General features: G+C 67.6%; 23 protein-coding genes and 1 pseudogene. 12 read left to right on the top strand and 12 right to left on the bottom strand.

Features of this window, described 5'->3' with window-relative positions; all coding sequences use genetic code 11:
• Positions 1–193 precede the first annotated feature (193 nt).
• Positions 194–1,696, top strand: coding sequence for a GGDEF domain-containing protein (locus AC1DJH_RS24790; protein WP_478187509.1), 1,503 nt, complete (start codon positions 194–196; stop codon positions 1,694–1,696).
• A gap of 98 nt (positions 1,697–1,794) precedes the next feature.
• Here the strand turns inward: AC1DJH_RS24790 and AC1DJH_RS24795 are convergent, their stop codons facing one another.
• The 3 genes from AC1DJH_RS24795 to AC1DJH_RS24805 form a co-directional block, all read right to left on the bottom strand.
• Positions 1,795–2,916 (bottom strand): sensor histidine kinase, encoded by a 1,122-nt coding sequence (locus AC1DJH_RS24795; protein WP_478187510.1) that lies wholly within the window; start codon positions 2,914–2,916, stop codon positions 1,795–1,797.
• A 195-nt stretch (positions 2,917–3,111) separates the two neighbouring features.
• The gene (locus AC1DJH_RS24800) at positions 3,112–3,696 is read right to left on the bottom strand and encodes an NADPH-dependent F420 reductase (RefSeq protein ID WP_478187511.1); all 585 of its coding nucleotides are present in this window, start codon (positions 3,694–3,696) and stop codon (positions 3,112–3,114) included.
• Between the two features lie 34 nt (positions 3,697–3,730).
• Positions 3,731–4,339 carry an FMN-dependent NADH-azoreductase gene (locus AC1DJH_RS24805; protein WP_478187512.1) on the bottom strand — a complete coding sequence of 203 codons (609 nt, stop codon included), beginning with the start codon at positions 4,337–4,339 and terminating at the stop codon, positions 3,731–3,733.
• A gap of 222 nt (positions 4,340–4,561) precedes the next feature.
• On the opposite strand from AC1DJH_RS24805, the gene AC1DJH_RS24810 reads away from it, so the two are divergent.
• Positions 4,562–5,497 carry a LysR family transcriptional regulator gene (locus tag AC1DJH_RS24810; RefSeq protein ID WP_472122956.1) on the top strand — a complete coding sequence of 312 codons (936 nt, stop codon included), beginning with the start codon at positions 4,562–4,564 and terminating at the stop codon, positions 5,495–5,497.
• Here the strand turns inward: AC1DJH_RS24810 and AC1DJH_RS24815 are convergent.
• Both AC1DJH_RS24815 and AC1DJH_RS24820 read right to left on the bottom strand, forming a co-directional pair.
• On the bottom strand, positions 5,481–5,828 hold the full coding sequence (locus AC1DJH_RS24815) for a FlxA-like family protein (RefSeq protein WP_472122958.1): 348 nt from the start codon (positions 5,826–5,828) through the stop codon (positions 5,481–5,483). The two genes, AC1DJH_RS24810 and AC1DJH_RS24815, sit on opposite strands and share 17 nt — an antisense overlap.
• 56 nt (positions 5,829–5,884) lie before the next feature.
• Positions 5,885–6,829 (bottom strand): LysR family transcriptional regulator, encoded by a 945-nt coding sequence (locus AC1DJH_RS24820; protein WP_478187513.1) that lies wholly within the window; start codon positions 6,827–6,829, stop codon positions 5,885–5,887.
• Positions 6,830–6,963: 134 nt separating this feature from the next.
• Here AC1DJH_RS24820 and AC1DJH_RS24825 point away from each other — a divergent pair, with 134 nt between their 5' ends.
• The 10 genes from AC1DJH_RS24825 to AC1DJH_RS24870 all read left to right on the top strand — a co-directional run bounded on the left by AC1DJH_RS24825 (position 6,964) and on the right by AC1DJH_RS24870 (position 15,379).
• Entirely contained in the window at positions 6,964–7,884 is a 921-nt protein-coding gene (locus AC1DJH_RS24825) for an SDR family NAD(P)-dependent oxidoreductase (protein WP_478187514.1), read from the top strand.
• A 232-nt stretch (positions 7,885–8,116) separates the two neighbouring features.
• Positions 8,117–8,311, top strand: coding sequence for a hypothetical protein (locus AC1DJH_RS24830; RefSeq protein ID WP_478187515.1), 195 nt, complete (start codon positions 8,117–8,119; stop codon positions 8,309–8,311).
• Positions 8,308–9,954: a malonate decarboxylase subunit alpha gene (gene mdcA, locus AC1DJH_RS24835; RefSeq protein ID WP_478187516.1), complete on the top strand. Its 1,647-nt coding sequence runs from the start codon at positions 8,308–8,310 to the stop codon at positions 9,952–9,954. The genes AC1DJH_RS24830 and mdcA overlap by 4 nt, the downstream gene beginning before the upstream one ends.
• Positions 9,955–9,966: 12 nt before the next feature.
• A complete protein-coding gene (mdcC, locus tag AC1DJH_RS24840) occupies positions 9,967–10,284 on the top strand; it encodes a malonate decarboxylase acyl carrier protein (protein WP_472122969.1) in 318 nt (105 codons plus the stop codon).
• Complete coding sequence (locus AC1DJH_RS24845; RefSeq protein ID WP_478187517.1) at positions 10,281–11,210, top strand: biotin-independent malonate decarboxylase subunit beta; 930 nt, start codon at positions 10,281–10,283, stop codon at positions 11,208–11,210. Before mdcC ends, AC1DJH_RS24845 begins: the two co-directional genes overlap by 4 nt.
• A complete protein-coding gene (mdcE, locus tag AC1DJH_RS24850; protein WP_478187518.1) occupies positions 11,197–11,934 on the top strand; it encodes a biotin-independent malonate decarboxylase subunit gamma in 738 nt (245 codons plus the stop codon). Before AC1DJH_RS24845 ends, mdcE begins: the two co-directional genes overlap by 14 nt.
• Positions 11,909–12,592: a malonate decarboxylase holo-[acyl-carrier-protein] synthase gene (gene mdcG / locus AC1DJH_RS24855; RefSeq protein ID WP_478187519.1), complete on the top strand. Its 684-nt coding sequence runs from the start codon at positions 11,909–11,911 to the stop codon at positions 12,590–12,592. Before mdcE ends, mdcG begins: the two co-directional genes overlap by 26 nt.
• Positions 12,589–13,470 (top strand): triphosphoribosyl-dephospho-CoA synthase MdcB, encoded by an 882-nt coding sequence (mdcB, locus tag AC1DJH_RS24860; RefSeq protein ID WP_478187520.1) that lies wholly within the window; start codon positions 12,589–12,591, stop codon positions 13,468–13,470. The genes mdcG and mdcB overlap by 4 nt, the downstream gene beginning before the upstream one ends.
• Positions 13,467–14,435, top strand: coding sequence for an AEC family transporter (locus AC1DJH_RS24865; protein WP_478187521.1), 969 nt, complete (start codon positions 13,467–13,469; stop codon positions 14,433–14,435). The genes mdcB and AC1DJH_RS24865 overlap by 4 nt, the downstream gene beginning before the upstream one ends.
• Positions 14,432–15,379 (top strand): acyltransferase domain-containing protein, encoded by a 948-nt coding sequence (locus AC1DJH_RS24870; protein ID WP_478187522.1) that lies wholly within the window; start codon positions 14,432–14,434, stop codon positions 15,377–15,379. The genes AC1DJH_RS24865 and AC1DJH_RS24870 overlap by 4 nt, the downstream gene beginning before the upstream one ends.
• 36 nt (positions 15,380–15,415) lie before the next feature.
• On the opposite strand, the gene AC1DJH_RS24875 is transcribed toward AC1DJH_RS24870, so the two are convergent.
• From AC1DJH_RS24875 to AC1DJH_RS24905, 7 genes and pseudogenes are all read right to left on the bottom strand, one after another.
• Positions 15,416–15,838: an EamA family transporter gene (locus AC1DJH_RS24875; protein WP_472122991.1), complete on the bottom strand. Its 423-nt coding sequence runs from the start codon at positions 15,836–15,838 to the stop codon at positions 15,416–15,418.
• Positions 15,839–15,871: 33 nt separating this feature from the next.
• On the bottom strand, positions 15,872–16,786 hold the full coding sequence (locus AC1DJH_RS24880) for a LysR family transcriptional regulator (RefSeq protein ID WP_435485460.1): 915 nt from the start codon (positions 16,784–16,786) through the stop codon (positions 15,872–15,874).
• A gap of 108 nt (positions 16,787–16,894) precedes the next feature.
• Positions 16,895–18,076 (bottom strand): carboxylesterase family protein, encoded by a 1,182-nt coding sequence (locus AC1DJH_RS24885; RefSeq protein WP_478187523.1) that lies wholly within the window; start codon positions 18,074–18,076, stop codon positions 16,895–16,897.
• Positions 18,077–18,252: 176 nt separating this feature from the next.
• A pseudogene (locus AC1DJH_RS24890) lies at positions 18,253–18,399 on the bottom strand (LysR family transcriptional regulator); the annotation flags it as partial.
• Between the two features lie 124 nt (positions 18,400–18,523).
• A complete protein-coding gene (locus AC1DJH_RS24895; protein WP_478187524.1) occupies positions 18,524–20,323 on the bottom strand; it encodes a patatin-like phospholipase family protein in 1,800 nt (599 codons plus the stop codon).
• On the bottom strand, positions 20,230–20,598 hold the full coding sequence (locus tag AC1DJH_RS24900) for a LysR substrate-binding domain-containing protein (protein WP_478187525.1): 369 nt from the start codon (positions 20,596–20,598) through the stop codon (positions 20,230–20,232). The genes AC1DJH_RS24895 and AC1DJH_RS24900 overlap by 94 nt, the downstream gene beginning before the upstream one ends.
• 64 nt (positions 20,599–20,662) lie before the next feature.
• On the bottom strand, positions 20,663–26,947 hold the full coding sequence (locus AC1DJH_RS24905) for an autotransporter outer membrane beta-barrel domain-containing protein (protein WP_478187526.1): 6,285 nt from the start codon (positions 26,945–26,947) through the stop codon (positions 20,663–20,665).
• Between the last annotated feature and the right edge of the window lie 31 nt (positions 26,948–26,978).

The raw sequence follows: 26,978 nt of genomic DNA on the forward strand, positions 1-26,978 counted from the left end.
CGCTTCAAGGCTTTCTGGGATATCGACAGGGAGAAGCAATTGTTTAGTACAAAAGAATGAAATTTTTCAAGCTGTCCGGTCGGATAGAGTCCGGAGTTCATTTGCCCGGCAAGGCGCAGCGCGAGCCGGACGCTGCCCGCCACGGGCGACGGCAGGAAGTCATGAGAACAAGTTCGTCCGAGGGATTGCGCCCATGAAGCGCGATGTTCGCCTTGCCAGGTTTCTGCTGCTGGCTGTCCTGACCTCGGTGCTGTCGGCCACCGTGTGGCAGGTGTGGGAAACGCGCAAGCGCACGCTGAGCGAAATCGACACCAACAACCTCAACCTGGCGCAGGCATTGAACATCTATGCCGAGGGCATCTTTGCCCAGAGCGCCATGCTGCTGCTGGGCGTGGTCGAACGGCTGGAAACCGAGGGCCGCGGGCCCGAGAACCTGCGGCGCATGCAATTGCTGGTCGGCCGCCAGGAGCAGTTGCTGGACCAGCTGAACGGCCTGTCCATCCTCGACGCCCAAGGCGACTGGGTGATGCAATCCAGGGTGGGCCTGCTGACGGGAACCGACAGCCTCGAGCGTGCCTACTTCACCCACCACCGCAGCAACCCGTCGCGCGACATCTTCATCGGCTCGCCGATCCGCAGCCGCGCCACCGGTGAATGGGTGATCACGGTCAGCCGGCGCCTGGAGGACGGCGACGGCAAGTTCACCGGCGTGGTCGTCGTGACGCTGGGCATCGAGAACTTCCTGCGCCCGTTCGGAGCGATCGACCTCGGCAGCAGCGGCGCCATCAGCCTGGCCACCACCGGCGGGCAGTTGCTGGTGCGCTACCCCTACCGCGAGCAGGACATGGGCCGCGACTTCTCCAGGTCGCCCAACTTCCTGCGCCACTTCATCGACACCGGCACGGCGGGCACGGCGTCCTTTCGCTCCGAGCTGGACGGCACGCAGCGGCTCTATGCTTTTCGCAAGAGCGACCGCTACCCGGTGGTGACCACGGTGGCGCTCGGCAGGGACGAGGCGCTGCTGGCCTGGCGGCACCAGGCACTGCTGACGCTGGCCGTGGTGGGTGCCTTGCTGGCGGCCGTGGCGGCGGTTGGCCGGCGTCTGATCATCAACATCCAGCGACGCGTCAGTGCGGAAGCTTCCCTGATGTCCACCCGCGAGGCCCTTCTGAAGGCCAACCGCCGGCTGGAAGTGCTGGCGACCCGGGACGAGCTCACCGGCCTGGCCAACCGCCGCAGTTTCGACGAGGCGCTGAGCGTCGAGGCCCGACGGGCGGCAAGGGAAGGGACCGCCCTGTCGCTGCTGCTCTTCGATCTGGACTACTTCAAGCGCTTCAACGACACGTACGGCCATGTGGCCGGCGACCGGTGCCTGAAGGCTGTCTCCGAGGCGCTTCAGCATCGCGCCAGGCGCCCCGGCGACCTGGTGGCGCGGTACGGCGGCGAGGAACTGGCGATCATCCTGCCCAACACCGACCTGCAGGGCGCACGCAACGTCGCCGACCTGCTGATCGAGCGCATCCATGCGCTGAACATCCCGCATCGCGCCAGCCCGCACGGACGCGTCACCTCCAGCGTCGGTGCCGCGACGCTGCAGGGCGCGCAGGCGCACGGATGGGAACTGCAGCTGATCGAGGCCGCCGATCGCGCGCTCTACAGGGCCAAGGAAAGCGGGCGCAATCGCTCGATGGTCTGAGCCGTCTCAGCGGCCCGGCGCCCGCTGCGCCGCATGCCTGCCTTCGAGCGCGAGTGACTTGGCCTTCGTGGAGGCAGGGGAAAGTCGGGCGCTTGCCATCAAAGGGCGTGGCGTTGCAGGCGAATGGTGAAAACACAGCCCGTGCCCGGCACGTCTCGAACCGTCAACGTGCCAAGGTCGGCCTCGACGCTTTGGCGCGCGATGGAGAGCCCCAGGCCCAGACCGGATTTGTCATGGCTGTGCTGATTGAAGGGGGCGAACATCGTGGCGGCGCTTCCCGATGGCAGCCCGCCACAGCGATCTTCGACTTCGATCATCACGTGCTCGTCGAGCACGTAGGCCTTCAAGACGACCGCTGTGCGAGGGCGAGTGAACTTGAACGCGTTTTGCAGGAGATTCGCCAAGGCGGCGAGCAGCAGCTCGCGATTTCCACGCACGCCCAGCAAGGCTTCGACCGGGGCCACCTCGAAGGGACAGCCCGCGGCGCTCGCCACGAGCTGGGCCGCGGTTTCAGCGTCCTTGATGAATGAGGCGACGGAAAATGTCTGCCGCTGTTCGGCCGTGCCGCTGCGCACCTCGGCGAGCGCTCGGCTGATCAGGGTGCCCATTGCCGACAGGCTGCGTTTCAGCACGGCTCCGGTGGCCCCTCCCACCGGCATGCTGCCGAGCTCGAGGGCGTGGATGGCAAGCGTGGCCGTCCCCAGGGAATTGCGCAGCTCGTGAACGAGGAAGCCGAGGCGCGCGTTGGCGTCGAAGTCCTGCTGGCGCGCAATTTTTGCGTCGCGCTGGTAGCTGAACTCAGTGACGGCATCGGCAATGGCGTTGTCCAGGCATCGGTTCAGCGTGCGGAACTCGCCGACAGCGAAGGGGGCGTCGCGCTCGAAGGCCATGTCCGTGATGGCCTGGCAAAGGTCGCCGTAGTCGTGGACGACCTGGTCGACGGTGTATTCCAGCGTGAGCAGTTCCTTGCCATGGGCGGTGGCCGTCACGCCCATTTCCGACAAGGCCTGCGAATCTCCGCCCGAGGGCCCCGAGATCCTGATGCTTTCCGCCGGCTTGTCGTCTTCTTCCGCGGCGAATGTTCTGATCAGCTGGTCGAGAAACAACGGAATGCCGTTGGCCAGCTGTTGTTCGGTTGCGGCGCGTCGAGGCCTGAGCGCAACCTTTGCCTTGCACCGTGAAATCAGCTCATCCCGGTTGTGGGTCAAAAAATTGCGCATGCTCGAACCTCGATGGCTTTCGCCGTTTCATCCAGTGAACACCGCCGCCTGTACTCCAGTAGTGCATTGCGCCATCGTCACCCGTGCAGGCGGGCCCCGTCTGTACGGCAACGGACAGACCAGGCACTGATTTGCCCGCGCATCTTGCACGGTCCACACGGCCAGGTGACACGCGACAGTTCGCGCAGGCTTTGCTCAGTACTTGACCAGGTTCTGCAGAATCAGCGGGCCGCCCATGCCGAGCAGCGCTCCGCCTTCGGCGATCTTTCCCAACACCACGGCAGCAAAGCCGAGGTCGTCCACCAGCTTTGCGATGGCTCCCGAGGCGGCTTGCGAGTCGCCGGCAACGAACATGACTCGCCGGCCGCCCTGGGCGGCCGGGTTCATCGCGAGCAGCTTGGCCGGCAGCTGATTGAAGGTCTTGACGACATCCGCGCCCGCGAATGCGGCTGCGACGACATGGCTGGATGCCTGGCCTTTCAGTTCCTCCGGCGAAATGCCATAGGTGTTCATGGCATCGACGACGACCTTGCCGGACCAGTCCGGCAATGCGGCCGCAACGCTGGCATGCGCGCGAAACGGCACCGCAAGAATGACGACCTCCGCTTTCAGCGCGTCCTCCAGCGCCACGGGTGTGACGTGGCTGCCCAGTTCGTTGGCAAGCTCTGCCAGCGAGTCGATGCCGCGGGTGTTCGCGATGTTCACGGCAATGCCGCTGCGGGCGAACTGGCGTGCGAGGGCCGTGCCGACATTGCCGGCGCCGATGATGGAATAGGTCATGGTGATTTCCTTTTGATGGTTGAAGGTGTGCGTGTCACGCGGAGATGGCGCCGATGTCGTCCAGCGCGCGTTGCATGGCGGCGTCCCTGGCTTGCGCACTGATGGCAAGGCCCTCCGCGCGCACGACGGTGACGTCGGTCACGCCCAGGAAGCCGAGGAGGCCGATGAGGTAGCTTTCCTGGTGCTCGAGTGCAGCCGCGGGGCTGCCCGCCGAATACACCCCGCCGCGGGAGGACGCGATGAACGCCTTCTTGTTCTTGAGCAGGCCTTCAGGTCCGGTCGCGGTGTAGCGAAACGTCTTGCCCGCTACGGCGATGCGGTCGATCCAGGCCTTCAGGGGCGTGGGAACCGAGAGGTTGTACATGGGCGCGCCGATCACCAGCACGTCGGCAGCGAAGAGCTCTTCCATGTAGGTGTTGCCCTTGAGCAGGTCGGCGTTCAGGGTGGCGTCGTCGCTCGCCATGCCTTGCCACGCAGCCATGTGCGTGCCGGACAGATGCAACGCAGGATCGGCGGCCAGGTCCCGGTACGCCACCTGCGCCGTGGGGCGAAGCGCGCGATGGCGCTCGACGATGCGGGCTGAAAGAAGCCGGCTCGCCGAGGCGGGGCCTAGAACGCTGGAGTCGAGATGAAGGATCTGCATGGGGTTCTCCATGGGGGTGGATGAAATGGGAGGGATGCCGGCGCGGGACCGCGGTGAACCCACGCGCGCTGCCGCGGCGCGCAGAAGGTCGGAGATGGATGAGGGCACGATGTATCTTTCACGGAGATGTTTGGATGGCAGGAATGATGCTTTTCCTACATCGATCTGAATAGACGATTTATTGAGATGCAAAGCATCTGCATTTGAGATACTCTGCGCGCCATGCTCGACGGCGTCTCACTCGATCAACTCAGAACCTTCATCGCAGCGGTCGACGAAGGCAGCTTTTCCGCAGCGGCAAGAAAGCTCAACCGCGTGCAGTCAGCGGTGAGCGGCTGGATCGCGTCGCTCGAAGACCAGGTAGGAGTGGTGCTCTTCGACCGGTCCGGGCGTTTCCCCAGGCTCACACCCGAGGGCGTGCTGCTGCTGGCCGACGCGCGCAACGTGGTCGCGGGCGTCGATACCCTGAAGGCCAGGGCAAGACTCATGTCCTCGGGGCTGGAAGCGGAACTGTCCGTCGTCGTGGACGTGTTCTTCCCCACCGCCGTCATCAGCGAAGCAATCAAGGCGTTCGCCGGCCGGTTTCCGTTCACGCCCCTGAGGCTTTTTGTCGAGGCGCTGGGCGCGGCCTACCAACCCATACTCGACGGGCGCTGCAACATGGGCGTCCTGGGTGCGCTCCCCATGGAGTTCCCCTCGTTGCTCAGGGAGCGCCTCTGCGACATCTCCCTGGTGATGGTGGCTGCGGCCGAGCATCCGCTCGCGAGCTTCGATCGCCGAATTCCCCGGAGCGAACTCGGCAAGCACGTGCAGCTGGTGCTCACGGACCGCTCCGAGCTGATGACGGGGCGCGACTACGGCGTGGTGTCGCCCACGACCTGGCGCCTGGGCGATCTGTCGACCAAATACGCATTCCTGAAGGACGGCATGGGCTACGGCAGCATGCCAAGGCACATGGTGGACAGAGACATCGCGCGAGGCTCGCTCGTCGTGCTCGATGTCGACGACATCCCGCCCGGCGGCTTTCCGCTGACGACTTCCGCCGTCTATCCCGCCGCCCAGCCGCCAGGCCCCGCTGGCAGATGGCTCATCGACCATCTGAAGCGGCAGTGTGCCGAGGTGTCTTCGGCACCGGCCAACCTCAAGCCGACGTATTGATGACGCTTCCGCTGGTGAGATTCGCCCCCCGTGACGGCAGTCCTGCGGAAACAGCCTGCACCTGCTTCATCGCTCCCTTGATCCCCTCGATCTGTGGGTCTACAGGCATCTGCAGCCGCATCATCTGCTCCTGGATCGTCTGGATTTGCATCTGCAGCGCCTGAAGCTGCTGCTGGATCATCCGGCGCGCATCGCGGTCCGTCGTGTTCTGCAGTTGATCCGTCAGCGAGCGCATCTGCTTTTGCAGCGACACAAGTTGCGTCTGGAGCTTGGCTATCGCCGAATCATTTCCGCCCTTTGAAGCTGCGGGCGTACTCACTTCGATCTTCATCGTTGTCCTGTTTCAATCGGTTTGACCAGGATCTATCGGCAAGGAAAGCAAAAACTTCAGCGTCGCGCGCGAGACGCCTGCACAGCCGATGCATCCAAGGTCTTCGCGTCGACCTCGCGAAGCAGTTCTATGAAGGCGCGCAGCCCTGCCGGCACGTGGCGGTGGCCAGGGTAGTACAGGGCCAGCCGTCCCATGGAGGGCGTCCAGTTCTGCAGCACCTGCACCAGGCGCCGCGAGCGGATGTGTTTTCGGGCCGACCATTCGTTCATGTAGACCAGGCCGATGCCGGCCAGGGCCGCCTCCAGGCGTGCGACGTTGTTGTCCAGTGTCAGCGGCCCTGCAACATCGAGCGAGATGGCTTCATCCTGCCTGCGGAACTCCCAGCGCCAGATGCTCCCGCTCGACAGCCGATTGCGCACGCAGGCATGTGCACCGAGGTCATGGGGGGTTGTGGGTACGGTTCTGCCCTTGGTCTTGAAATAGGCTGGCGCACCGACCACCACGAAGCGCTGTTCCGGCCCGAACAGCGCGGCGATCATGTCGCGTGGCACGGCGTCGGCCAGCCGAATCCCGGCATCGAATCCGTCCGCCACCACATCGACCAGCTTGCCCTCCGTGACCAGGTCGACCTGCATGTCCGGATAACGCCTGAGGTACTCGGGCACGTAGGCCGCCAGCGCCTGTTGCGCCGCTGCCTCCGACGTGTTGATGCGCAGTGTTCCGGCAGGGCGCGGGCTCGAAGCGCTGGCCGCGTCGATCGCGCCCTCGATCTCCCGCAGCGCCGGTGCAACGCGCGCCAGGAATTCCCGGCCCGCCTCGGAGAGCGCAACGCTGCGCGTGGTCCGATGAAAGAGGCGCACGCCCATTCGCTCTTCAAGGGCGGAGACAGCGTGGCTGACTGCTGAAGCAGAAAGCCCCAGGTAGGCCGCCGCGCTTCTGAAGTTGCTGTGCGATGCGACCGCGGCGACTGCTTGCAAACCTGAGAGTTCGGTGCGCTTCATGGGCCGGGGTCCGTCATGGGGCTGCGCTTTATTGATGAATTCGATGCACTTCTTCGTGCGGCATTGTGCTACTTATCAGATGAGTGCGCGCTGCCTAAGCTCGACCCAGTTCCACTTCCTATTGGTGTTTGCTCATGTCTCCCCTCACAACCCCCTTCGGCTTCCAGTCGACTGCCAGCGATGTGCTGCGCAACGTGGACCTTTCAGGAAAACGAGCCATCGTCACCGGTGGCGCGTCAGGCATCGGCCTGGAAACCTCCCGCGCGCTGGTCGACGCGGGCGCCGAGGTGACGCTCGCCGTCAGGCGACCCGAGGCCGCCCAGGACATCGCTGAAGAGCTCAGGGCTTCTGGCCGAGGCGCTGTTCACGTTGCAGCGCTCGACCTGGCAGACCTCGACTCGGTACGCCGGTTTGCCGCCGGCTGGACCGGCGCGCTTCACATGCTCGTGAACAACGCCGGCGTGATGGCCATTCCTGAGCTGCAGACCACGGCTCAAGGATATGAAATGCAGTTCGCGACCAACTTCCTGGGACACTTTGCGCTGGTCAACGGCTTGCACGACGCGCTCAAGGCGGCACAAGGCGCCCGCATCGTGGCCCTGAGCTCCAGCGCACAGTTGCTCGGGCCCGTCGTGTTCGACGACCTGCATTTCCGGTTTCGCGCCTACGAGCCCATCGCGGCCTATGCGCAGGCCAAGACAGCGTGCGTGCTCCTGGCCGTCGAGGCAACGCGCCGATGGCAGCACGAGGGCATCCATGCCAACGCTGTTCATCCGGGCGCCATCGCCACCAATCTGCAGAAGCACACCGGCGGTCTCAAGACGCCTGCAGAGCGCCGAAAGAATCCCGAGCAAGGCGCTGCCACATCGGTGCTGCTGGCGGCTTCGCCGTTGCTGGAGGGCATTGGCGGCCGCTACTTCGAGGATTGCAACGAGGCGCCGGTTGTAGACCGCCGTTCGGCAGACTTTACGGGGGTCGCGCCCTACGCCGTGGACGCGCAGAACGCCCGCCGGCTGTGGGAGATCGCAAGCCAGCTCATCAGCGCGCAGGCTTGAATTGCCGTGCGGTGATGCGCGTGGTTTTCATCGGGCCGGGAGACCTGGGCGGTCCCATGGCATGCGCGGTCTCAGGCTGGCTGCCACGGCGAATTTCGAAAGTCACCGGCAACCTGGGCCCTTCGCTGGCACTCACGACGCGGACGGGGAAAGAGGCACGCCGAAACGCGCCATCAGATGCCGTGGCAGGCGGACCGTTCCGCACAACGTAAGGATCCAGCAGGGTCCTTAATTGATCGCAGGTGGCTGCGCCGGTAACTTCGGATCCCAGAACGGCGCCTTTCTCACCCATCTGTCCTGGGCGCTGTCACCGAAAGCGAAACTCATGACCACCTACCGCCTGCCGCCGCCGGCCTTCGACGCCGGAACCTGCCGCAACGACCGCTCGGGCCATTCGACGCCGCGCGAAGAAAGGGCTTCCCAATGACAACCTGGGACACCGCCCAACGCGCACGAAACGCACGGCTGCAAGCCGGCGCGCCTTATGCCAAAGGCAAGCACGTCGCGGCCAGCGACGCGACGGCGTTGCTGGAGGCCGTGCTCCAGCCGGGCGACCGCGTCTGCCTGGAAGGCGACAACCAGAAGCAGGCCGAGCTGCTGGCGGCCGCGCTGGCCGCCGTCGACAGCGCCAAGGTCCACGACCTGCACATGGTTCAGTCCGGCGTGGTGCTGCCCGAGCACCTGGACGTGTTCGAGCGCGGCATCGCCAAGCGGCTGGACTACGCCTACTCGGGCCCGCAGTCGCAGCGCATCGCCAGGATGCTGTTCGGCGGAAAGATCCAGCTCGGCGCGGTGCACACCTACCTGGAGCTGTTTGCGCGCTACTTCATCGACCTCACGCCGCAGGTGGCGCTGATCGCCGCCGTGAGCGCCGACCGCGAAGGCAACCTCTACACCGGCCCCAACACCGAAGACACGCCCACCGTGGTGGAAGCGACGGCGTTCAAGGACGGCGTGGTCATCGCGCAGGTCAACGAGATCGTCGACAAGCTGCCCCGCATCGACATTCCGGCCGACTGGGTGCACTTCGTGGTCGAGAGCGGCAAGCCCTTCTACGTGGAGCCGCTGTTCACGCGCGACCCGGCCGCCATCACCGAGACGCAGATCCTCACCGCCATGCTGGCGATCAAGGGCATCTACGCGCCCTACGGCGTCAAGCGCCTGAACCACGGCATCGGCTTCAACACGGCGGCCATCGAGCTTTTGCTGCCGACCTACGGCGAGCGCCTGGGCCTGAAAGGCAAGGTGGCCAGCCACTGGGCGCTCAACCCGCATCCGACCATGATCCCGGCCATCGAGTCGGGCTGGGTCGAGCAGATCCACAGCTTCGGCTCCGAAGTGGGCATGGACGACTACATCCGCGCGCGCCCCGACATCTACTTCACCGGCCCCGACGGCTCGCTGCGCTCGAACCGCGCGTTCTGCCAGACGGCAGGCCTCTACGCCTGCGACATGTTCATCGGCTCCACCTTGCAGATCGACCTGCAGGGCAACTCCTCGACCGTGACCACCGACCGCGTGGCCGGCTTCGGCGGCGCGCCCAACATGGGCAGCGACGCGCGCGGCCGGCGCCACCCCAGCGCCCCCTGGCTGCAGGCCGGCAAGGAGGCCGACCCCGACAGCCCGCCCGCGCTGCGGCGCGGCCGCAAGCTGGTGGTGCAGATAGGCGAGACCTTCGGCGACAAGAACGTACCGCTCTTCGTGGAGCACCTCGACGCGCTGCGCCTGGCCGAGAAGCTCGACCTGGACCTGGCGCCGGTGATGGTCTACAGCGACGACGTGACGCACATCGTGACCGAGGAAGGCATCGCCAACCTGCTGCTGTGCCGCGACCGCGACGAGCGCGAGCAGGCCATCCGCGGGGTCGCCGGCTACACCGAGATCGGCCGCCGGCGCGACGCGACGATGGTCCAGCGCCTGCGCGAGCGCGGCGTGATCCGCCGCCCGGAGGACCTGGGCATCGACCCGATGGACGCCGACCGCCGCATGCTCGCCGCGCGCTCCATCAAGGATCTTGTGAAGTGGTCCGGCGGCCTCTATGCGCCCCCCTCCAAGTTCAGAAACTGGTAAGGAAACACACCGATGGAACAACTCAATTTTCGGCACGCGGCGCGCCAGCGCGCGGCGGGGTCCAGGCCCCAGGCCATCGTGGGCGTGGTCGCCTCCGGCAACCTGGAAGTGCTGGTGGAGCGGCTGCTGCCCGACAGCGAATGCGAAGTCGACATCCGCACCGCAGCCGAAGGCTTCGGCGAGGTCTGGCAGGCCGTGGTCCAGGACTTCGTCGAACGCCGTTCGCCGGGAGGGCTGAAGCTGTCCGTGAACGATGGCGGTGCCCGCCCCGACACCGTCGCGCTTCGGCTGGCACAGGCGGTGCGCGCCGTGGAAGGAGACCCGTCATGAACACCCTCGTGCACCACGACGACCAGCGGCTTGCGGCCAGCTGGTACGAAGCGTCCGCGCGACAGCGTGTGGACGGCCTGCTCGACGCGGGCAGCTTCGAGGAATTCCTCGGCCCGGAACTGCGTGAGACCAGCCCGCACCTGCCGTTGTTCGACCTGCCGCAGCAGTTCGACGACGGCATGGTCGTGGGCCGTGGCCGACTCGACGGTGCGCCGGTGCTGGTGGCCGCACAGGAGGGCCGCTTCATGGGCGGCGCCTTCGGCGAGGTGCATGGCGCCAAGCTCGCGGGCCTGCTGCGCGCCGCGCGCGACATCGGCACGGTGCCGGTGCTGATCCTGTTCGACACCGGCGGCGTACGCCTGCAGGAGGCCAACGCAGGCGAACTCGCGATCGCGGAGATCATCCGGGCCCTGCTGGACGCGCGCCTGGCCGGCGTGCCGGTGGTGGGCCTGATCGGCGGGCGCGCCGGCTGCTATGGCGGCGGCGGCCTGATCGCGGGGTGCTGCTCCGCGCTGGCCGTCTCCGAACAGGGCCGCATCAGCGTGTCCGGGCCGGAGGTCATCGAGACCAACCGCGGCGTGGAAGAGTTCGATGCCAGGGACCGCGCGCTGGTGTGGCGCACCATGGGCGGCAAGCACAGGCGGCTGATCGGTGGCGCCGAGCGGTTCGTGGACGACACCATGGACAGCTTTCGCACGGCGGCGGGCGAGCTGGTCCGGCTCGCCTCGACACCCGACGAGGCCACCCTCGAGGCCGAGCAGGCCCGCCTGGAGCGGCGCATCGAACGCTTCGGCGAATGCCATGACGCATTGGACGTCTGGCAGGCGCTGGGCGCCGATGACCCCGCCGCCATTCCCGGCATGCCCTTCGAGGCATTCGTCGCCCTGGCCAACCGACTGCAGGAGCCGCGCCATGACGCTCGCTGAAATTCTCGCTTCGCTCTTTCCGAAAGGCCATCAGGTGGTGCGCGAGGACGGCCTGCTGTCGGGCAAGGGCCCGCGTGCCGACGGCACGGACATCGCCGTCATCGGCGTCGACGGCCGCAAGGCCATCGGCATCGACGAGGCGGCCTGGCTCGCGCGCAAGGTGCTGGACACGCTCAAAGCGGGGGGCACGACACCGATCCTGGTGCTGATCGACAGCGACAGCCAGCGCATGAGCAAGCGCGACGAGATGCTGGGGCTCAGCGAGTACCTTGCGCACCTCGCCAAGTGCCTGAACCTCGCCGACGCGCGCGGCCACGCGACCGTCGGCCTGCTCTACGGCCATACCGCCGCGGGCGCCTTCATCGCCACCGCGCTGTCGACCCGGACGCTGTTGGCACTGCCAGGGGCGGAGCCGATGGTGATGGACCTGCCGTCCATGTCGCGCGTGACCAAGCTGCCCATCGAGGTGCTGCAGGAGAAAGCCAGGTCCACCCCGGTCTTCGCGCCCGGCCTGGACAACCTGATGCAGACCGGTGCGGTGGCGTCCGTGCTGGACCCCGGGCGCCCGCTCGACCGCCAGCTCGACGACGTGCTGAAAGCCCTGCCCCCGCAAGGCGCGCAATCACCGGACCTGCGCGACCAGCTTGGCAAGGCACGCAATGGCCGCCCGAAGGCCGTCGACATTGCAAGGCGTGTGCATGAACTGGCCCACCCTGCCCTCTGAGGTGCGCCTGCCGCGGCACCATCTGGTGCGGGTTGCCCCGCCCGCCTGGGCCGCGCTGGTGGCATCGCGCAACGACCTGGCCAACGAGCCCCTGCTCGACAGCTGGGCACACCGTGGCTGGCCGCTCATCGTGCGGCGTCGCTCACCGGGCGAACGCGGCGACGCATCGTGGGTGCCGCTGGGCCTGCCCCTGCCGCCGAGCGCCGGCAAGCGGCGCATCGCGGTGCAGGTGCAGGCCTGCCAGATCGCCTCGGCCTCGGCGCTGCCGCAGCTGTGCGAAGTCGTCACGTCGGCCCCGCAGACGTGGCACCCTGCCCTGCAGCAGCTCCTGGCCGTCGGTGATCATTTCGGCGTGCAGACCCGGGTGTTCGGCAGCCTTGCCTGGCAATGGCTGACCGGGCTGGACTATCTGAACCAGGGTTCGGACATCGACCTGACCTGGACGCTGCCCCGCAGCAAGCGCATCGAGGAATTTCTGGGCGCAGTGGCCGACATCGACGCCACAGCACCGATGCGGGTGGACGGCGAACTGGTCCGGGCCGACGGAACGGGCGTCAACTGGCGCGAACTTCGTGCGCGCAGCGCCGAGGTGATGCTCAAGACCGCGACCGACCCTCTGCTGTGCCCCCGTTCGCAGTTCCTGGAGGCCCTCGCATGAACGCGGCAGCGACGGGATCGGCCGCGCTTGGCCACGGCGCAGCACGCGCCTACGCGGAACATCTAGGTGCAGTGGCCGAGCGCAGCCTTCAACTGGAGGTGCGCACCTGGCCGAAGCCGGGGCTGGTCAGCCATGTCGACGCGGGCAGCCACACGGACATGGACGCAGGGACCTTTCACCGCAGCGCCGCGGCACTTCGCCCATTCTTCACGGAGCTGGCCGAGGCCGGCCTGCAGGACCAGGGCATGACCGTGCTGAGGAAGATCGGCCTGCGCGCAGAGTGTGCGATGACGGCCGCGACCGGTGGGGTGAACACACATCGCGGGGCCATCTTCGGGCTGGGCCTGCTGTGCGCCGCAGCGGGCCTGCGGGCTCGCCGCGGCATGGCGGGTGACGCCCAGCACTCCCTGGGCGACACCGTGGCGCGCCGCTGGGGCCCGGACATTCTTGCCGGGCCGCGGCCCGGCGACAGCCATGGCGAAGCTGTGAAGCGCCGCTACGGCGCAGGCGGCGCCCGGCAGGAAGCTGCACTGGGCTTTCCGGGCGTCTACAACGTCGGCATGCCCGCCCTGCGCCACGCCGCGCAACTGGCACCGCACGATGCACAGGCCGCACGGGTGCAGGCATGCTTTGCGCTGATTGCCGGGTTGGAGGACACCAACCTGTTGCACCGCGGCGGTGCCGCCGGCCTGCGCTTCGCCCAGCGAAGCGCGCTCGCCTTCCTGGCCGCCGGCGGCGTCGGGCGCCCCGGCTGGCGCCAGGCCGCGGAGAAGATTCACCGCGCTTTCGTGGCACGCCGACTCAGCCCAGGCGGCGCAGCGGACCTGCTGGCGATGAGCCTTTTTGCAATGGCGATCGAACATGAGCCCGCGCCGTGATCGCGATCATCCTGCTCGCACTGGTGCCGATCTACTTCGTGCTCCTGCTGGGCTACACCGCCGGCAAACGGGGTGTGATCAACAACACGCACGTCGGAGAGCTCAACACCGTCGTCATGAGCTATGCGCTGCCTGCCTCGCTGTTCGCCGCCACCGCCGCCACGCCGCGCGACACCCTGCTGTCGCAGTGGCCGCTGCTGGTCATCCTGGGGGGCGCAATGATGCTGGTCTATCCGCTGTGGTACTTGCTGCAGCGCCGGTTGCTGCGGCGCAGCGCCAGCGAGGCCGCGCTGCAGTCGCTCACCGTGGCGCTGCCGAACTATGCGGCGGCGGGCCTGCCCATCGTCGTGGCGCTGCTGGGGCCGACGCACACGGTGCCCGTGGCCGTCGCCATTGCGGCGGGCTCGCTGCTGCCCTCGCCCGTGACCCTGGCGCTGCTGGAGCTCTCCGCGGCGCGGCCAGGCGAAGCGGCAACGGCCCGCGCCAAGGCCGCGCGGTTTGCGCGTGCCATGGGGCATGCGCTGGTGAAACCCATCGTGCTCGCTCCGATCGCCGGCACGGCAATCGCCCTGCTCCAATGGAAGCTGCCGACCATCGCCGCTGCGTCGCTGGGGCAGATCGGCCAGGCCGCGGGCGGCATGGCGCTGTTCGTGACCGGCTTGATCCTTTCGGCGCAGCGTTTCCGCTTGAGCTGGAACACCACGCTGGCGACCATCACGGTCACCGTCGCCCAGCCACTGCTGGCACTCGGCATCGCCAAGGCCATGGGCGCGCCCGCGGACATCACGCGGATCGCGGTGCTGATGGCGGCACTGCCTTCGGGTTTCTTCGGCGTGCTCTTCGGCGCCAACGCGGGCGTGAAGTCGGAGGAGTCAGGCTCCACCGTGATCGCCAGCACACTGACCGCCATGCTCACCGTGGCCCTGACCATCGCATGGCTCTATGGGCCAGGCAGCGCGCCATGACGCTCGCCATCCTGTGCCCCGGGCAAGGCAGCCAGAACGCAGGCATGTTCTCGTTGACGGGCGCGGCCGCCGAAGCGCAAGGGCTTTTCACCCACGCGGCCGACCTGCTCGGGCACGACCCGCGCACCTGGGTGCGCGAAGCCACCACCGACGCATTGCACGAGAACCGCTCGGCGCAGTTGCTCTGCACGCTGCAGGCCCTCTGCGCCTGGGCCGCGCTGGCGGACGCGTTTCCACAACGCTGCTGCATCGCGGGCTACAGCGTGGGCGAAATGGCGGCGTGGCACATCGCAGGCTTGACGACCGCGACCGACACGCTCGAGCTCGTCGCCGCGCGCGCCGACGCCATGGACGCCGCACAGCGGGCCAGACAAGGCGAACAAGGTCTTCTGTTCGTGCGCGGCCTCCAACGGGCCGACATCGACCGGCTGTGCGCGCACCGTGAAGCCGCCGTGGCCATCGTCAACCCCGGCAACGCATGGGTGCTGGGCGGCGTGCACGATGCGCTCGCGGACATCGCTGCGCAGGCTCTGGCCCAAGGTGCGGCACGGGTCGTGCCGGTCGATGTGAAGGTGGCCTCGCACACATTCCTGATGGGTGAGGCCACGGCCTCTTTCAGGAGCACCCTCGCCGGCACCGCCATGGCACGCTCCCCGCGCCCGGGCGCGCGCCTGTTCAGCGGCATCGACGGCGAAGTGGTGCTGGGCGCCGCGCAAGGCGCAAAAAAGCTGGCACTGCAGATCTCCCAGACCGTGCAATGGGCCTCGTGCCTGGAAGCCTGCGTCGAAGCTGGCGCCACGGCCTTCTTCGAACTCGGTCCGGGCCGCGCACTCAGCGAGATGGTTTCCGGTGCGTACGCGGGCGTCGATGCGCGCAGCCTCGACGATTTCAAGACCCTGCAGGGCGCGCGAGACTGGCTTTCGCGCACGCAGTTACGCACCTAGAAGAGGTGCTCCAGGCGGCCGCTACATGTCGACGGCCTACCCCTTTGCGATGATGAGCAGCCCGACAACCATCATGGTGCCGCCGACGATCTTCGCCGTGGACAGTGTTTCGCCGAGCAACAGCCAGGCCAGCAGCAAGGCCACGACCACACTGCCCTTGTCGATCAAGGCAACCGTCGAGACTTCGCCGAGCTTGATCGCCTTGTAGTAGAAGATCCATGACCCGGCGGTCGTCACTCCCGACAGCCCCAGCCACATCGCGTTGCGCCAGGTCAGGGCCCGTAGCTGGTCCAGCGGCACGACGACGCCGGCAAACACCAGAACGAACGCGAACACGAAGCACGTTCGCACAGCCAGCCCCAGGTCACCGGAAATCCCCGAGAGGCCGAGTTTGGCAATCACCGACGTGAAGCCGGCGAAAGCCATCGAGATCAGGGCGTACAGGATCCACTTTTCCATCGGTTTCCCTTGGTTCGGAGCCTGCGCATGGGGTCAGGACAGCTCGGCCTTCGCGCCGCGGCACACCGCCAGCAGCGCCAGCAGGTTGGGGTCGCGCTCCCGCGTGCGCAGGAAGCTGACCGCCAGCGTCTGGCGCATCAGGTACTTGGGCTGCACCGGAATCAGCTGCACGTTCTGCGAGAACACATCGCGTACGCGCCCCGGCAATAGCGTGCAGCCGATGCCGCCGCTCACCAGGTTCATCAGCGAGAAGATGTCGCCGGTCTGCATCACCACGTTCGGCGTGAAGCCGGCCACGCGGAACGCCTCCACGAAGCCGTTGTACGTGGCGAAGCCTTCCTTCAGGCTGACGAACTTCTCTTCGGCGCAGGTGCTCAGGTCCACGCGCTTGTGGCGCGCATAGCGCGAGCCCACGGGGGCGGCGAAATGGATTTCGTCGTCGAACAGCGGCTCCGACACCAGGTCGGCCTCGCCTTCGGGGAGCGCCATCAGGGCCGCGTCGATGGCGCCGTCGCGCAGCTTCTGCAGCAGGTCGGCGTTGGAGCCGAGCACGAGTTCGGTCTCCAGGGCAGGCTTGCGCACCTTCATGTGGATGAGCACCGTCGGCACCGTGCGGATGGTGAGCGAATAGAGCGACCCGATGCGGATGCGGTCGGCCGAATAGCCGGCCACCTCGCGCGTGGCCCGCACGCCCTGCGCCAGCGTCTGCAGCACCTCGCGTGCCACCTCGGCCAGCGTTTGCGCGGCCTCGGTCGGATGCAGGTTTCGGCCCTCGTGCCGGAACAGCGCACAGCGCACCCCCGACTCCAGCGAGTGCAGGGCACGATGCACGCTCACGGGGCTCACGTCCAGCAGCTCGGCGGCGCGCGCCAGGTTGCCGGTTTCCATGAACGCGATCAGCGTTTCGAGCTTGCGGAAGGTGATTTCTTCATCGATGCGAGGTTGCATGCTGGGCCCGGGAGTGAATGGCGCATCGTAGCGATTCGAGGTGTTTCCTGAGGTGTCGAAGGCCAAGCCCCATCGGCTGCCGGCGCGCCCGGCGGTTCGCGCACTCGCTCAAGGCAAATGCCTCACCGATCCGGCCTGCCAGCCTTGCGTCGACCCGCGGGCGAAGTCCGCCCAGATCTGGCGCATGCCCCTGCCGAGTGCTTCGATGTCTGTCCAGCGGGCCTTGCCAAGTTCCGGTGCCGCCGACCAGGCTTGCGCGCTGCCGAGCAGGAAGGGCAGATCGATGCAATGGCAGGCCCCGAATCCGGTCTCCGGCGATTGCCAGTCGAAGCGAAACAGGTAGGCATTGCGGCCGCTTGCGGCGACCTCCTGAACCAGGCTGCGCGCGCCTCCTTCGAACAGCACGTTCATCCGGGTCGTCTCGGCCGCGTAGCGCACTTCGGTCCCGGGTGCCGCGGCGACGTGCTTGTTCAGAAGAACGAAAGGCAGCGCGTCGTCCTTGCACCATCCAGCGATGGTGTCGACGGCAGACCCCGAAGGCGTGTCGGGTGAGACAGGGGCCCAGACGATCAGCTGGTTCAACGTTGCAGCGAGCCGGCCCTGGGCGGCAATGAGGTCGTCGACGCCCGCGGCGCGAGGGTCCTGCCCGAGTTCGGCGAGGAACATCGCCGACACCCGGTCTGCTTCTTCCCGCGTGCGGGCAGCGCCGTTGGCTCCGCTGTGCAGGATGGCACGCTGAAACAAGCTGCCACCGTGGCCCCAGGCCAGCATCGCCACGATCGAGAACCCGCCTGCCGACTGCCCGAACACCGTCACGTTGTCCGGATCGCCACCGAATTGCGAGATGTGCGTCTTGACCCATTGCAGCGCCGCTACCTGGTCCGCCATGGCGGGGCTGGGTCCGGTGCTCGACGGGAACTGCAGGTAACCGAACACGCCGAGGCGGTAGGTCACCGACACCACGACGACGTCCTGCTCCGCGGCCAGTTTGTCCCCGTCATGCCACGGCAACTCGCCGCCGCCTGTGACGAAGCCCCCGCCATGGATGAACACCATCACCGGGCGCCGGCCCACGGCGCCCGGCGTGAACACCGACAGCACCTGGCAGTGCTCGTCGACGTCCATGGGTGCAAGCGGTCCTTGCACGACTTCCAGGCGCGAAGGCGACTGCGGGCAGATCGGACCGCGTTCGGTGTGACGCCTGCCGTCCCAGGCCAGGACTTCGGGCTGCTCGAATCGCTCGGCATGCGCATATCGGATGTTGCGAAAAATTTCGACTTCGGTGGTCATTGCTCGTCCTTCACGATCATTGAGGTTTGGGAAACGCCGGCAACGCGGCTCAGTTGGCTTTTCCTGAACACGATCGTGCCGGCCCGGCGCGATGCCATCAATATCGGTTCCGGCCGGATAGTTAGCTTGAGAGAAACGGTTCGGGCGTTCGCGAAGCGCCGCCCGTGCGCGCGCACTCAGCGGGTCGCAGCCCTCATGCTGCGACACACGGCGAGCAAGGCCAGCAGATTGGGATCGCGCTCCCTTGTGCGCAGGAAGCCGAGAACGACACGCTGACGCAGCAGGTCCCTGGGCTGCAGGGGGATCAACTTCACCCTTTGCGGAACGCTACACGGCAGCTGGCCCCGAGGGACTGCTACAGCAAAATTCGCCCGCCGGAATCAACACGCTGCAGCGGCGAGTCCAAACGGGATGCGCAGCACCGTCTGCGACGTTCGGCAACTCGATTCAGTTGTACGGGATGAAAGAAAACGCCATGGGCGCATCGAATTCGAAATCAAGCGGGAGCCCCACGATGCGCGGAGGCTGGGTCTTCCCGTGGACGCCCATCACGTTGGGAACGTAGGAATCCGGATTGGCAATCGGCGTATTGCTGGCGAAGTACTTGCTCTGGATGAAAAAGTAGCCGAGTTCCTCTGTAGAGACCAAGTTCCAGAGTTGCCGATCCTTGATGGCCTCCGCGGCGGACTCCATCGTGATCTTCGGCTCGGCCAGTGCATCGCTTGCCTGTGCGTCACTGGCCTGGATGGTCATGACGAGGCCCGAGCCCATGGTGGTCTGGAGGTACCACCACCCGGAGTCTTCGAGCGAGGGAATGAACTCCCAGAGCTGGTTGTGCACGCCGGGATCCCCCAATTCTTTTTTGGCGTAGAGGATAACGTCCGCGCCGGGTTTGCTGCTGGCAGCGTCGACGTCGAGCACCTGGTTGTCTCCACCCTTGTGCTGGATGAAGAACTGCTGCCCATGACCGGGAGTCGGTTTGGGTTTCACATCGCTCTCAGGAGCGGATGGCGTTCTGGCCGTCGGCGCGGGGGTACCTGCAACCGACCTGGTCACAGGCTTCGGCGTCTGGCTGTCGATGTTCCAGTACGTCCCGATCAACGCAACCGCATCGTCGATGTTCACTTCCTTGCCGTGGCGCTGCAGCAGGGCGATCGCCTGGGCGTTGGTCGAATTCTCGGGAATGAAACAGGGCAGCCGCGGGTTGATGTTGACGTAGCGTTCGCCCAGCAGCATCTTGGCGAGGTTCGGCATGACCTCCGCCGATGTGCCGTTGAGGCTGAGGTCCAGAACCGGCGAAGAGACGCTCTGGTTCATGAGAAAAGGCGTCACGTTGTCGAACGGGTTGCCATCGCCCTGCATCCACTGCCTGGCGCCCCAGTCGTGCGTGTCGCTTTGCAACCAATAGGGCATGAGTCCGGTGCCGATCGTGATGGCGACGATGTTCTCGAGCGGATGGCCGTTGCGTACTGCCAGGCAGATCGCGGCGACCGTCGGATCGTGGTTGAAGAACGCCCCATCCACGTTGCCGTCCATCGATCCGAGTTGACCTGGCATCGCGCCGCTCGACGTTGCCGCCTTCGCAATCGTCGTGTCGCTGTTCCCGAACAGGCCGTCAAGCTTGTCGCGCTCGGTTCCGAGCATGTTCGTGAACATCATCGGACCCCAGGGCGTGGGCATCATCTTGTTGTCGATGTCGGTCGTGACCTTGCCGACGTTGAACGACACCAGAAGTACATCCCGCTCGAGCTCGGCAACTGTCGGAACCTTGCGACCCAGTTTCAGGTAGGCGTCTTCCTGGGAGGCAAGAACCTTGTCGATGGAGTAAGCGGGGGTACTCGGATCGGGATTCATGGCGTCGTAGAAGCCAAGTTCCCCGCCAGTGAACAGGTCGACCAGGTCCTTCGGCGACTTGCCAGCAAGCAGCTCGCTCGTGATGATCGCGCCCGTCGAGCATCCGGCCAGCATCTGGGTCCGGTTCAGAACGCCGTTGTGCACGGCATCGAGCCGCTCCAGGATGGTGGCCGACATCAGGCCACGAATGCCTCCGCCGACGAACGACAGAATGGTATAGACGGGTTTCGATGGGTCCACGAGCACTCCTTCAGCGGGGTCAACCCCAAGACGGGGAGCGAAGTGTCCGGCAACGTGCTTCACGTCGATACGCTCGGAATCCCGCTGAAGAAGAGTGTCGTAATTCCAGCAGATGCGATATGCACTGCGCGAGGCGGGCAGAGCCACCTCCATGGCGATGGTGGATCGGCACCACGCCCACCAATCTTTGCCGCCACCAGCAACTCGCTGTTGCCGTGCAGTGTCTTGCGCATGTTCAACATCGCGAAGCCGAGGTCGCAGCGGCCACTTCGAACCCTGTCGATCACGGTGGCAGTGCTGTGCGTGTGCATGGAGGCGAGCGGCTCCGGGTGCTCACTCGTGAAGCTCGCGATGGTGTGAGGCAGGAAGGAAGCGCCATGGCAGGCGCAGCTGCGAGCTGTACTGCGGGGGCGGACAACAGCCGTCATCGATTCTTCGACCCGACCGATCGTGGCGTCGATAACCTGCTTGCGACACTCGCCTCCCCCACCGCTACCAGCGCACCCGCACGCCCACCGACGCGTTGACCGAGCTCTTCACGCGCGCCGCACCGCCCGAGGCCCACAGCTTGCCGAGCTCGCCGTAGATCGCGGTGCGCTCGCCGAGCGCGAGCGTTACGCCGCCGGCCACTTCGGTGCTGGTCGATCCGGTCTCGCTGCGGATGGCCGTGCTGCCGCCCAGGCTCAGGAACTGCGCCACGTCTGCACCGCCCGACGCGTGCAGCACGTTGATGCGGCCGTAGGGCTGAAGGGTGCCGGCGCCGGTAGTGATCTCGCCCTTCACGCGCACCCCGGCGCGCACGATGAGGCCGTCGTTCGAGTCCTGCGTGACCAGCGCACCCGCGATGCCCGCATCGTCCATGCGCAGGCTCTGGTGAACGAGCTGCAGCTGCGGCTCTACGGTCCAGCCGCCGCCGATGCCTAAGGCCTTGCCCACCTCCAGCGAGGCCAGCAGGCTCCTGCCATTGCCCGAACTGCCGAAGCTCGCGATCGGCTGCACGCTGTAGCGGTGCTCGCCAGCCTGCAGCACGGCGTCAGCGTGCCAGCCGCTGTCGCCGCTCCATGTGGCGTACGCGCCGATGTAGCGGCTGCGCAGGTCGTTGGTGCCCACGTCCAGCCCCTGGATGCCACGCGCAAAGCCGCTCACGCGGATATTGCCCTGAAGCTGGCCGACGTAGACGCCAGCGCGCCAGTCCGCATCGGCCCACAGGTCGGTGCCGGCCTGGAAGCCGTTCAGGCGTCCATCGCTGCGCGCGTTCGCGGTGCCGCGCTGGCTCACGTCGATGTCGGTGCTGATCACGCGGCCCCAGGCGCGGCGGCCGCGCGGGGCGGTGCCTTCGAGGCGGTCGGCGGCGTCGCTCGCAACGCTTCGCGCATCCTCTCCGCCGCGCAGGTGCAGGTTGCCCAGCATCGCGAGATTGCCCCCGCGCAGCTGCTGCGCGAGGGCGGCGTACATCGGCACTTCGATGCGGTAGGTGGGCAGGCCGCCGGGAACGCCCGGGCCACCGGGGTTGCCGGGGCCGCCCGGTGTGCCGCCGCTGGCGGTGGTGGAGCGCAGGTACCAGTTCTCGCCGGCGCCGCTGGCGTCCGCGGCGTGCAGCCGGTATTCGTAGGCGCCTGCATCGACGTGCCCGCCGGCGAGCGCAAAGGCGTCCTTGGTGGTCTGCGCAGTGGTGGTCGCGCCGTTGAGTGCGCTGATCACCTCGATGCCGTTGCCGCTCGTGAGCGCGCCCAGGCCGCCCAAGTTGACGATCTGCACCGTGGTGCGGCCGCTCGCCGTGGCGCCGGCGCCGTCGAGCACCAGCCGGTCCGAAGGGCCCGCGGCATTGAGCACCGTGGCCAGCCGCAGGACGCCGTTGTTGCCGCTGTACGGCCCGTTGACGGTGAGCGTGGTGCCCGGTGCCGCGCCCGCCAGCGAGACGGTGCCGCTGTTGGCCAGCGAGGCCACCGTCTGGTTGAAGCCGCCCAGGTCGAGCGTGGCGCCGGCCGCCACGCTGTGCGCCGAGGCCGCGCTCAGTGCGTTGGCCGTGCCCGCGCTCAACGTGCCCGCGTTCACCTGCGTCGCGCCCGCATAGGTGTTGGCGCCCGTCAGCTTGAAATTGCCCGTGCCCTGCTTGACCACGCTGCCGGCACCCGTCACGGCGCCCGCGAAGGTGGTGCTGGTGTTGTCGCCGCCGGTCGTGAGCGTGGCGCTGCCAAGCTTGACCTCGCCGCCCGCGCTGCCGCCACCCGCGAGCGAACCGATGCTCTGGTCGAAGCCGTTCAGGTCGAGCGTGGCGCCTGCCTTGTCGGCCAGTGCGATCGGTGCCGCCGCGTTCAGCAGGCCCGGCGCGCCCAGGCGCAGCGTGCCTTGCGCGATGGCGGTGGCGCCGGTGCGGGTGCTCGTGCCTGCGAGCGTGAGCGTGCCCGCGCCCGACTTGACCAGGTTGCCGCTGCCGCTGAGGGCGCCGCTGGCGACCAGGTCCAGGCCCGCGTCGGCGATCTCGATGCTGCCGCCGCCCGCGCCGAAGTCCAGGTTGCGCGCGGTGCCGGTGAAGCCGGTGCCCGTGACCCGCAGGCGCCCGCCGCTTTCCAGCACGACGTTGCCGGCGGCAGCGCCGAGGTTGTTGTCCGCGGACACGGAGAGCACGCCCGCCTGCACCGCGGTGCCGCCGCTGTAGGTGTTGGCACCGCCCAGCACCAGCGTGCCGTCGCCGGTCTTCGCGATGCCCGCGGTGCCGGCGATGGCGTTGTTCACCGTGGCGGTGTAGCCGGCCGAACCTGCGCCGCCGTCGCCCACGCGAATCTCGGCGCGGGCACCGCCGCCCGCGCCGGTGAGCGTGAGCGCATCGCCGGCCAGCGTGTAGCCGCTGCTCGCGAACTGCATGCCGGCGGCCTGTACCGCGCCCCCGGTGTTGTCCACCGTCATCGTGCCCGGCGCGCCGGTGAAGATCGCGAAGCCCGGCTGCGGCTGCATCGGCGCGCTGACGGTGCCCACGATGTCGGTCCACACCGGCGCGGTGGTCGACCAGGTGCCGGTGCCGCCGCCCGATTGCGTCGGGCTCGCCAGGCCGTTCGCGTTCCAGAAGTTCAGCGTCATGCCGGTGGTGTTGACGAGCATGAAGCGCTTGTCGGCGGCCAGGTTCTGCAGGGAAAGGGCGCTGCCGACCGGCACACCGCCCAGCGTCAGCGTGCCGCCGCCGGTGAGCACGCCCCCGTAGTCCACGAGCCGGTACACGCCGGGGCCGAAGCCGCCGGCATTCGTCACGTTCAGGGTGGTGTTGCCCGCGATGAGCAGGTCGCCGCCCACGCTAACGCTGTCGCTCTGGCCGGACGTGGCGAAGTCGGGGCCGGGCGCGCCGAACTGGTAGTCGAACACGCTGCCGTTGGCCAGCGACAGCTTGCCGCCGATGGTGAGCGTGCCCATCGCGCCGGCTCCGATGCCCGGCGCCAGCACGGCCGTGGCGTTGAGCGTGACGTCGCCGCCGATGCGGCCGTTGCCCGACAGCGTGCCGCCGTTCTGTACCGTGACAGCGCCGTTCCCGGTCGCGCTGCCCGCCACGTTGCCCACCTGCAGCGTGCCGCTGCTGACCACCGTCGGCCCCGTGTAGTTGCTGGCGCCGTTCAGCGCGAGCGTGCCGGTGCTGCCCATCGAGATCCCGCCGGTGCCGTTGATCGTGCCGCCCAGGGTGATGTTCCTGGTGCCCGTGATGCCCAGGTTGGCGTTGAGCACGACGTTGTTCGCGAGCGCTACGTCGGTGCTGGCGGCGAGCGTCGAGGTGCCACCCACCGTCAGCGCGCCGGTGCCCAGCGCCGCGTTGTTGCCGACGCTGAGCGTGCCGGCCTGCAGGTCGATGCCGCCGCCGAAGTTGTTGGCGTTGTTCAGCGCCAGCGTGCCGGTGCCGTTCTTCACGAGCGAGCCTCCGCCAGTCACCGCGCCGTCGAACGCGATGTCCGGTGCGCCGCCCACCGTGAGCGTGGCGCCGAGCGAGACGGCGTTCGCCAGCGTGAGCGCACCGCCGGTGCTCGCGAGCGTGGCATTGCCGGTCACGCCGAGCGTGCCGGTGCCCAGCGATGTGCTGGTGCCCAGCGACAGCTTGCCGCCCGCCAGCGTCACGCCGCCGCCGAAGTTGTTGGCGCTGCCCAGGGTGACGTCCGCGCCGCTGATGGCGAGCTTGCCCGCGCCGCCGATGCCGCCGTTCAGCGCGAGCGCGTTCGGGCCCGCCAGGCTCAGCGTGGCGCTCGCGCCCAGCCCGACGCTGTTGTCGAGCGCGATGCCCGGCACGCCTGCGGTCAGCGTCGCATTGGCACCGACGGCGAGCCCGCCCGTGCCCAGCGCGCCGTTGTTGCCCACGCTGAGCGTGCCGCTGCCCAGGTTGACGCCGCCCTTGAACGTGTTGGGGCCGTTCAGGGCCAGCGTGGCCGTGCCGTCGTAGCCAAGCGCGCCGGTGCCCGACACCGTACCGCCGAGCGCGATGTTGCTGGCGCCGCCGACGGCAAGGCCCGCATTGAGCACCACCGCGTTGCCCACGGCCACGTTGGCGCTGCTGTCCAGCGCCGCATTGCCGTTGACAGTGAGCGCGCCCACGCCCAGCGACGTGTTGGTGCCCAGGCGCACGCTGCCGGCCTGCAGGTTCACGCCGCCCGAGAAGTTGTTCGCATTGCCCAGCGTGAGCCGCGAGCTGCCGGTCTTCACGATGCCGCCGAGGCCGCTCATCGCGCCGTTCATTGCCAGGTCGCTGCCGCCGCCGACGGTCAGCTGGGCGTTGAGATTGAATTTGTTGCCCACGCCCACCGGCGTGTTCGCCGAGAGTGAACTGGCGCCGCTGACCGTGACCGCCCCCTGGCCGAGCGCGGTGTCGTTGCCGACGGTGAGCGCGCCGCCGCCCAGGTTCATGCCGCCGGTGAAGGTGTTTGCGCCGTTGAGCGTGAGCCCCGGCGCGCCGGCCAGGCTGATGCCGCCCGCGCCGCTGATCTTGCCGTTGATCGTGAGCGCGCCACCGCTGCCGCCCGCGCCGAAGTTCAGCGTGCTGTTGAGCACGATGTTGTTGCCCAGCGCAACGCCGGCTGCGCCGGTCAGCGCCCCTGCGCCGTCGACGGTCAGGTCGCCCGTGCCGAGCGCGCCGCTGCTGCCCACATCGATCGCGCCGGCCTGCAACGTGGTGCCGCCGCCGTAGTTGTTGCTGCCGGCCAGCGACAGGTTGCCGCTGGCGAGTGTCAAGCTGCCGGCGCCGCTGACGTTGCCGCCCAATGTCAGGGTGCCCGCGCCGTTGAGCGTGAGCGCGCCGTTCAGTTGCACCTGGTTGGTCAGCGTGCCGGTGAAGGCGGTGTTGAGCGAGACCGGGCCGCCCACGATGAAGAGGCCCGTGCCCAGCGAGGCGGCCGAGCCGAGCGTGAGGCCGCCCGCATTGAGCGCGAGCCCCCCGCTGAAATCGTTGTTCCCCGACAGGGTGAGGGTGCCGACACCGTTCTTGATGAGGCCGCCGCCCCCGCTGATCGTGCCACCGAGCGTCAGGCTGTTGGGTCCCTGCACGAACAGCCCACCGGTCAGGTTGACGTTCTGTGCGAGCGTGAGTCCTCCCACGGACGCCTCGATGGCGCCGCCGCTCCCGGTCATCGTGCCGGTGCCGAAAGACAGCGCGTTGTCGAAGATCGCGGTGCCGCCGTTGAGCACGGCGGAGCCACTCACCAAAGCGCCCTGCAAGGTCCAGGTGCCGCTGTTGACGAGGAGGTTCTCGAAGTTGAGGTACTGCAGTGCGGAGACGCTTCCTGTGCCGCCGTTGCCCGAGCCGGGCGGATTGACGGTGTTCTGCAGCACCAGCGTGTCGGTGCCGCCAACGCCCGCATCGACCGTGCCCCCCGCCGCGAAAGTCAGGGCGCCCGGCGGCAGCGTGGGCGTGGGCGTGGGAATGGTGACGCCAGGCAGCGGCGTCGCCCCGCCGCTGATCGACGAACCTGTCACCGCGGTGAAGGTGTCGTTGCTGAGCGTGGTGCCCAGCGTGACGCTGCCGTTGATCGTGCCCGCGTTGGTGAAGGTGTTGCCGCCGGCGGTGGGGCTCTCGAAAGCCACGCGCCCGGTGATCGTTCCGGTGTTCGTGAAGTTGACGTTGCCGCCACCGTAGATGGCCACGGCGATCGAGTTGAAGGGATCGAATTTGCCCAGCGCGCTCATGCCGATGGTGCCGCTGTTGTTGAACGTCGTGGTGCCGCTGTTGGCGATGACCGCCGCCGCGCCGAGCAGGCCGAAGGTGCCGTCGAACGTGCCTTCGATCGCGCCCAGGTTGTTGACCACGACGTTGCCGCTGGCCGGTGCGCCCAGGTTGCCGATGGCCAAAGCGCGCGTGAGCGCGAGGGACCCCGCCGCATTCGAGTCGATGCTGCCCTTGTTGGTGAGCGTGATGCCGGTGCCGCCGAGCGTCATTGCCGTGCCGTCCGGCAACGTGCTCATGATCGCGCCCGTCTCCACGGTGACGTTCAGGTTGTTCGCGTTGCTGAGAAAACTGTTCGTGTTTGGCGGAAGAAGGATCGGCACGCCGGTGCAGCTCACGGCGTCGCCATCGACCGGTGCCGCCGGCGTGCAAGCCGCAGCCGCATCGCCGCTGTGCAACTGGAGCGCTGCGAGCGCAGCCAGTGCAATCAACGAAGCGGCGGTGTTCGGTTTGTGCTGCCACGCGCTGGCCGAACCCGCAGTGCTGCTGCCGCTGCATGCACCGCTGCCGTGGCACGCGCGCGCTGTTTCGGAGACGACCTGGGCGCGTCCCAGCTTGCGATTGAACACGACGCGGTGAATGCGGTTCATCAGGTCTCCTCTCGGTCTTAGGAGCGCGGAT

The organism is Variovorax sp. 10N412 (genome assembly GCF_056394985.1).

Excerpts from the sequence above, each read along its gene's own strand:
- AC1DJH_RS24790 (WP_478187509.1), top strand. The coding sequence starts at position 194 with ATGAAGCGCGATGTTCGCCTTGCCAGGTTTCTGCTGCTGGCTGTCCTG.
- AC1DJH_RS24795 (WP_478187510.1), bottom strand. The coding sequence starts at position 2,916 with ATGCGCAATTTTTTGACCCACAACCGGGATGAGCTGATTTCACGGTGC.
- AC1DJH_RS24800 (WP_478187511.1), bottom strand. The coding sequence starts at position 3,696 with ATGACCTATTCCATCATCGGCGCCGGCAATGTCGGCACGGCCCTCGCA.
- AC1DJH_RS24805 (WP_478187512.1), bottom strand. The coding sequence starts at position 4,339 with ATGCAGATCCTTCATCTCGACTCCAGCGTTCTAGGCCCCGCCTCGGCG.
- AC1DJH_RS24810 (WP_472122956.1), top strand. The coding sequence starts at position 4,562 with ATGCTCGACGGCGTCTCACTCGATCAACTCAGAACCTTCATCGCAGCG.
- AC1DJH_RS24815 (WP_472122958.1), bottom strand. The coding sequence starts at position 5,828 with ATGAAGATCGAAGTGAGTACGCCCGCAGCTTCAAAGGGCGGAAATGAT.
- AC1DJH_RS24820 (WP_478187513.1), bottom strand. The coding sequence starts at position 6,829 with ATGAAGCGCACCGAACTCTCAGGTTTGCAAGCAGTCGCCGCGGTCGCA.
- AC1DJH_RS24825 (WP_478187514.1), top strand. The coding sequence starts at position 6,964 with ATGTCTCCCCTCACAACCCCCTTCGGCTTCCAGTCGACTGCCAGCGAT.
- mdcA (WP_478187516.1), top strand. The coding sequence starts at position 8,308 with ATGACAACCTGGGACACCGCCCAACGCGCACGAAACGCACGGCTGCAA.
- mdcC (WP_472122969.1), top strand. The coding sequence starts at position 9,967 with ATGGAACAACTCAATTTTCGGCACGCGGCGCGCCAGCGCGCGGCGGGG.
- AC1DJH_RS24845 (WP_478187517.1), top strand. The coding sequence starts at position 10,281 with ATGAACACCCTCGTGCACCACGACGACCAGCGGCTTGCGGCCAGCTGG.
- mdcE (WP_478187518.1), top strand. The coding sequence starts at position 11,197 with ATGACGCTCGCTGAAATTCTCGCTTCGCTCTTTCCGAAAGGCCATCAG.
- mdcG (WP_478187519.1), top strand. The coding sequence starts at position 11,909 with ATGAACTGGCCCACCCTGCCCTCTGAGGTGCGCCTGCCGCGGCACCAT.
- mdcB (WP_478187520.1), top strand. The coding sequence starts at position 12,589 with ATGAACGCGGCAGCGACGGGATCGGCCGCGCTTGGCCACGGCGCAGCA.
- AC1DJH_RS24870 (WP_478187522.1), top strand. The coding sequence starts at position 14,432 with ATGACGCTCGCCATCCTGTGCCCCGGGCAAGGCAGCCAGAACGCAGGC.
- AC1DJH_RS24875 (WP_472122991.1), bottom strand. The coding sequence starts at position 15,838 with ATGGAAAAGTGGATCCTGTACGCCCTGATCTCGATGGCTTTCGCCGGC.
- AC1DJH_RS24880 (WP_435485460.1), bottom strand. The coding sequence starts at position 16,786 with ATGCAACCTCGCATCGATGAAGAAATCACCTTCCGCAAGCTCGAAACG.
- AC1DJH_RS24885 (WP_478187523.1), bottom strand. The coding sequence starts at position 18,076 with ATGACCACCGAAGTCGAAATTTTTCGCAACATCCGATATGCGCATGCC.
- AC1DJH_RS24895 (WP_478187524.1), bottom strand. The coding sequence starts at position 20,323 with ATGGAGGTGGCTCTGCCCGCCTCGCGCAGTGCATATCGCATCTGCTGG.
- AC1DJH_RS24900 (WP_478187525.1), bottom strand. The coding sequence starts at position 20,598 with ATGACGGCTGTTGTCCGCCCCCGCAGTACAGCTCGCAGCTGCGCCTGC.
- AC1DJH_RS24905 (WP_478187526.1), bottom strand. The coding sequence starts at position 26,947 with ATGAACCGCATTCACCGCGTCGTGTTCAATCGCAAGCTGGGACGCGCC.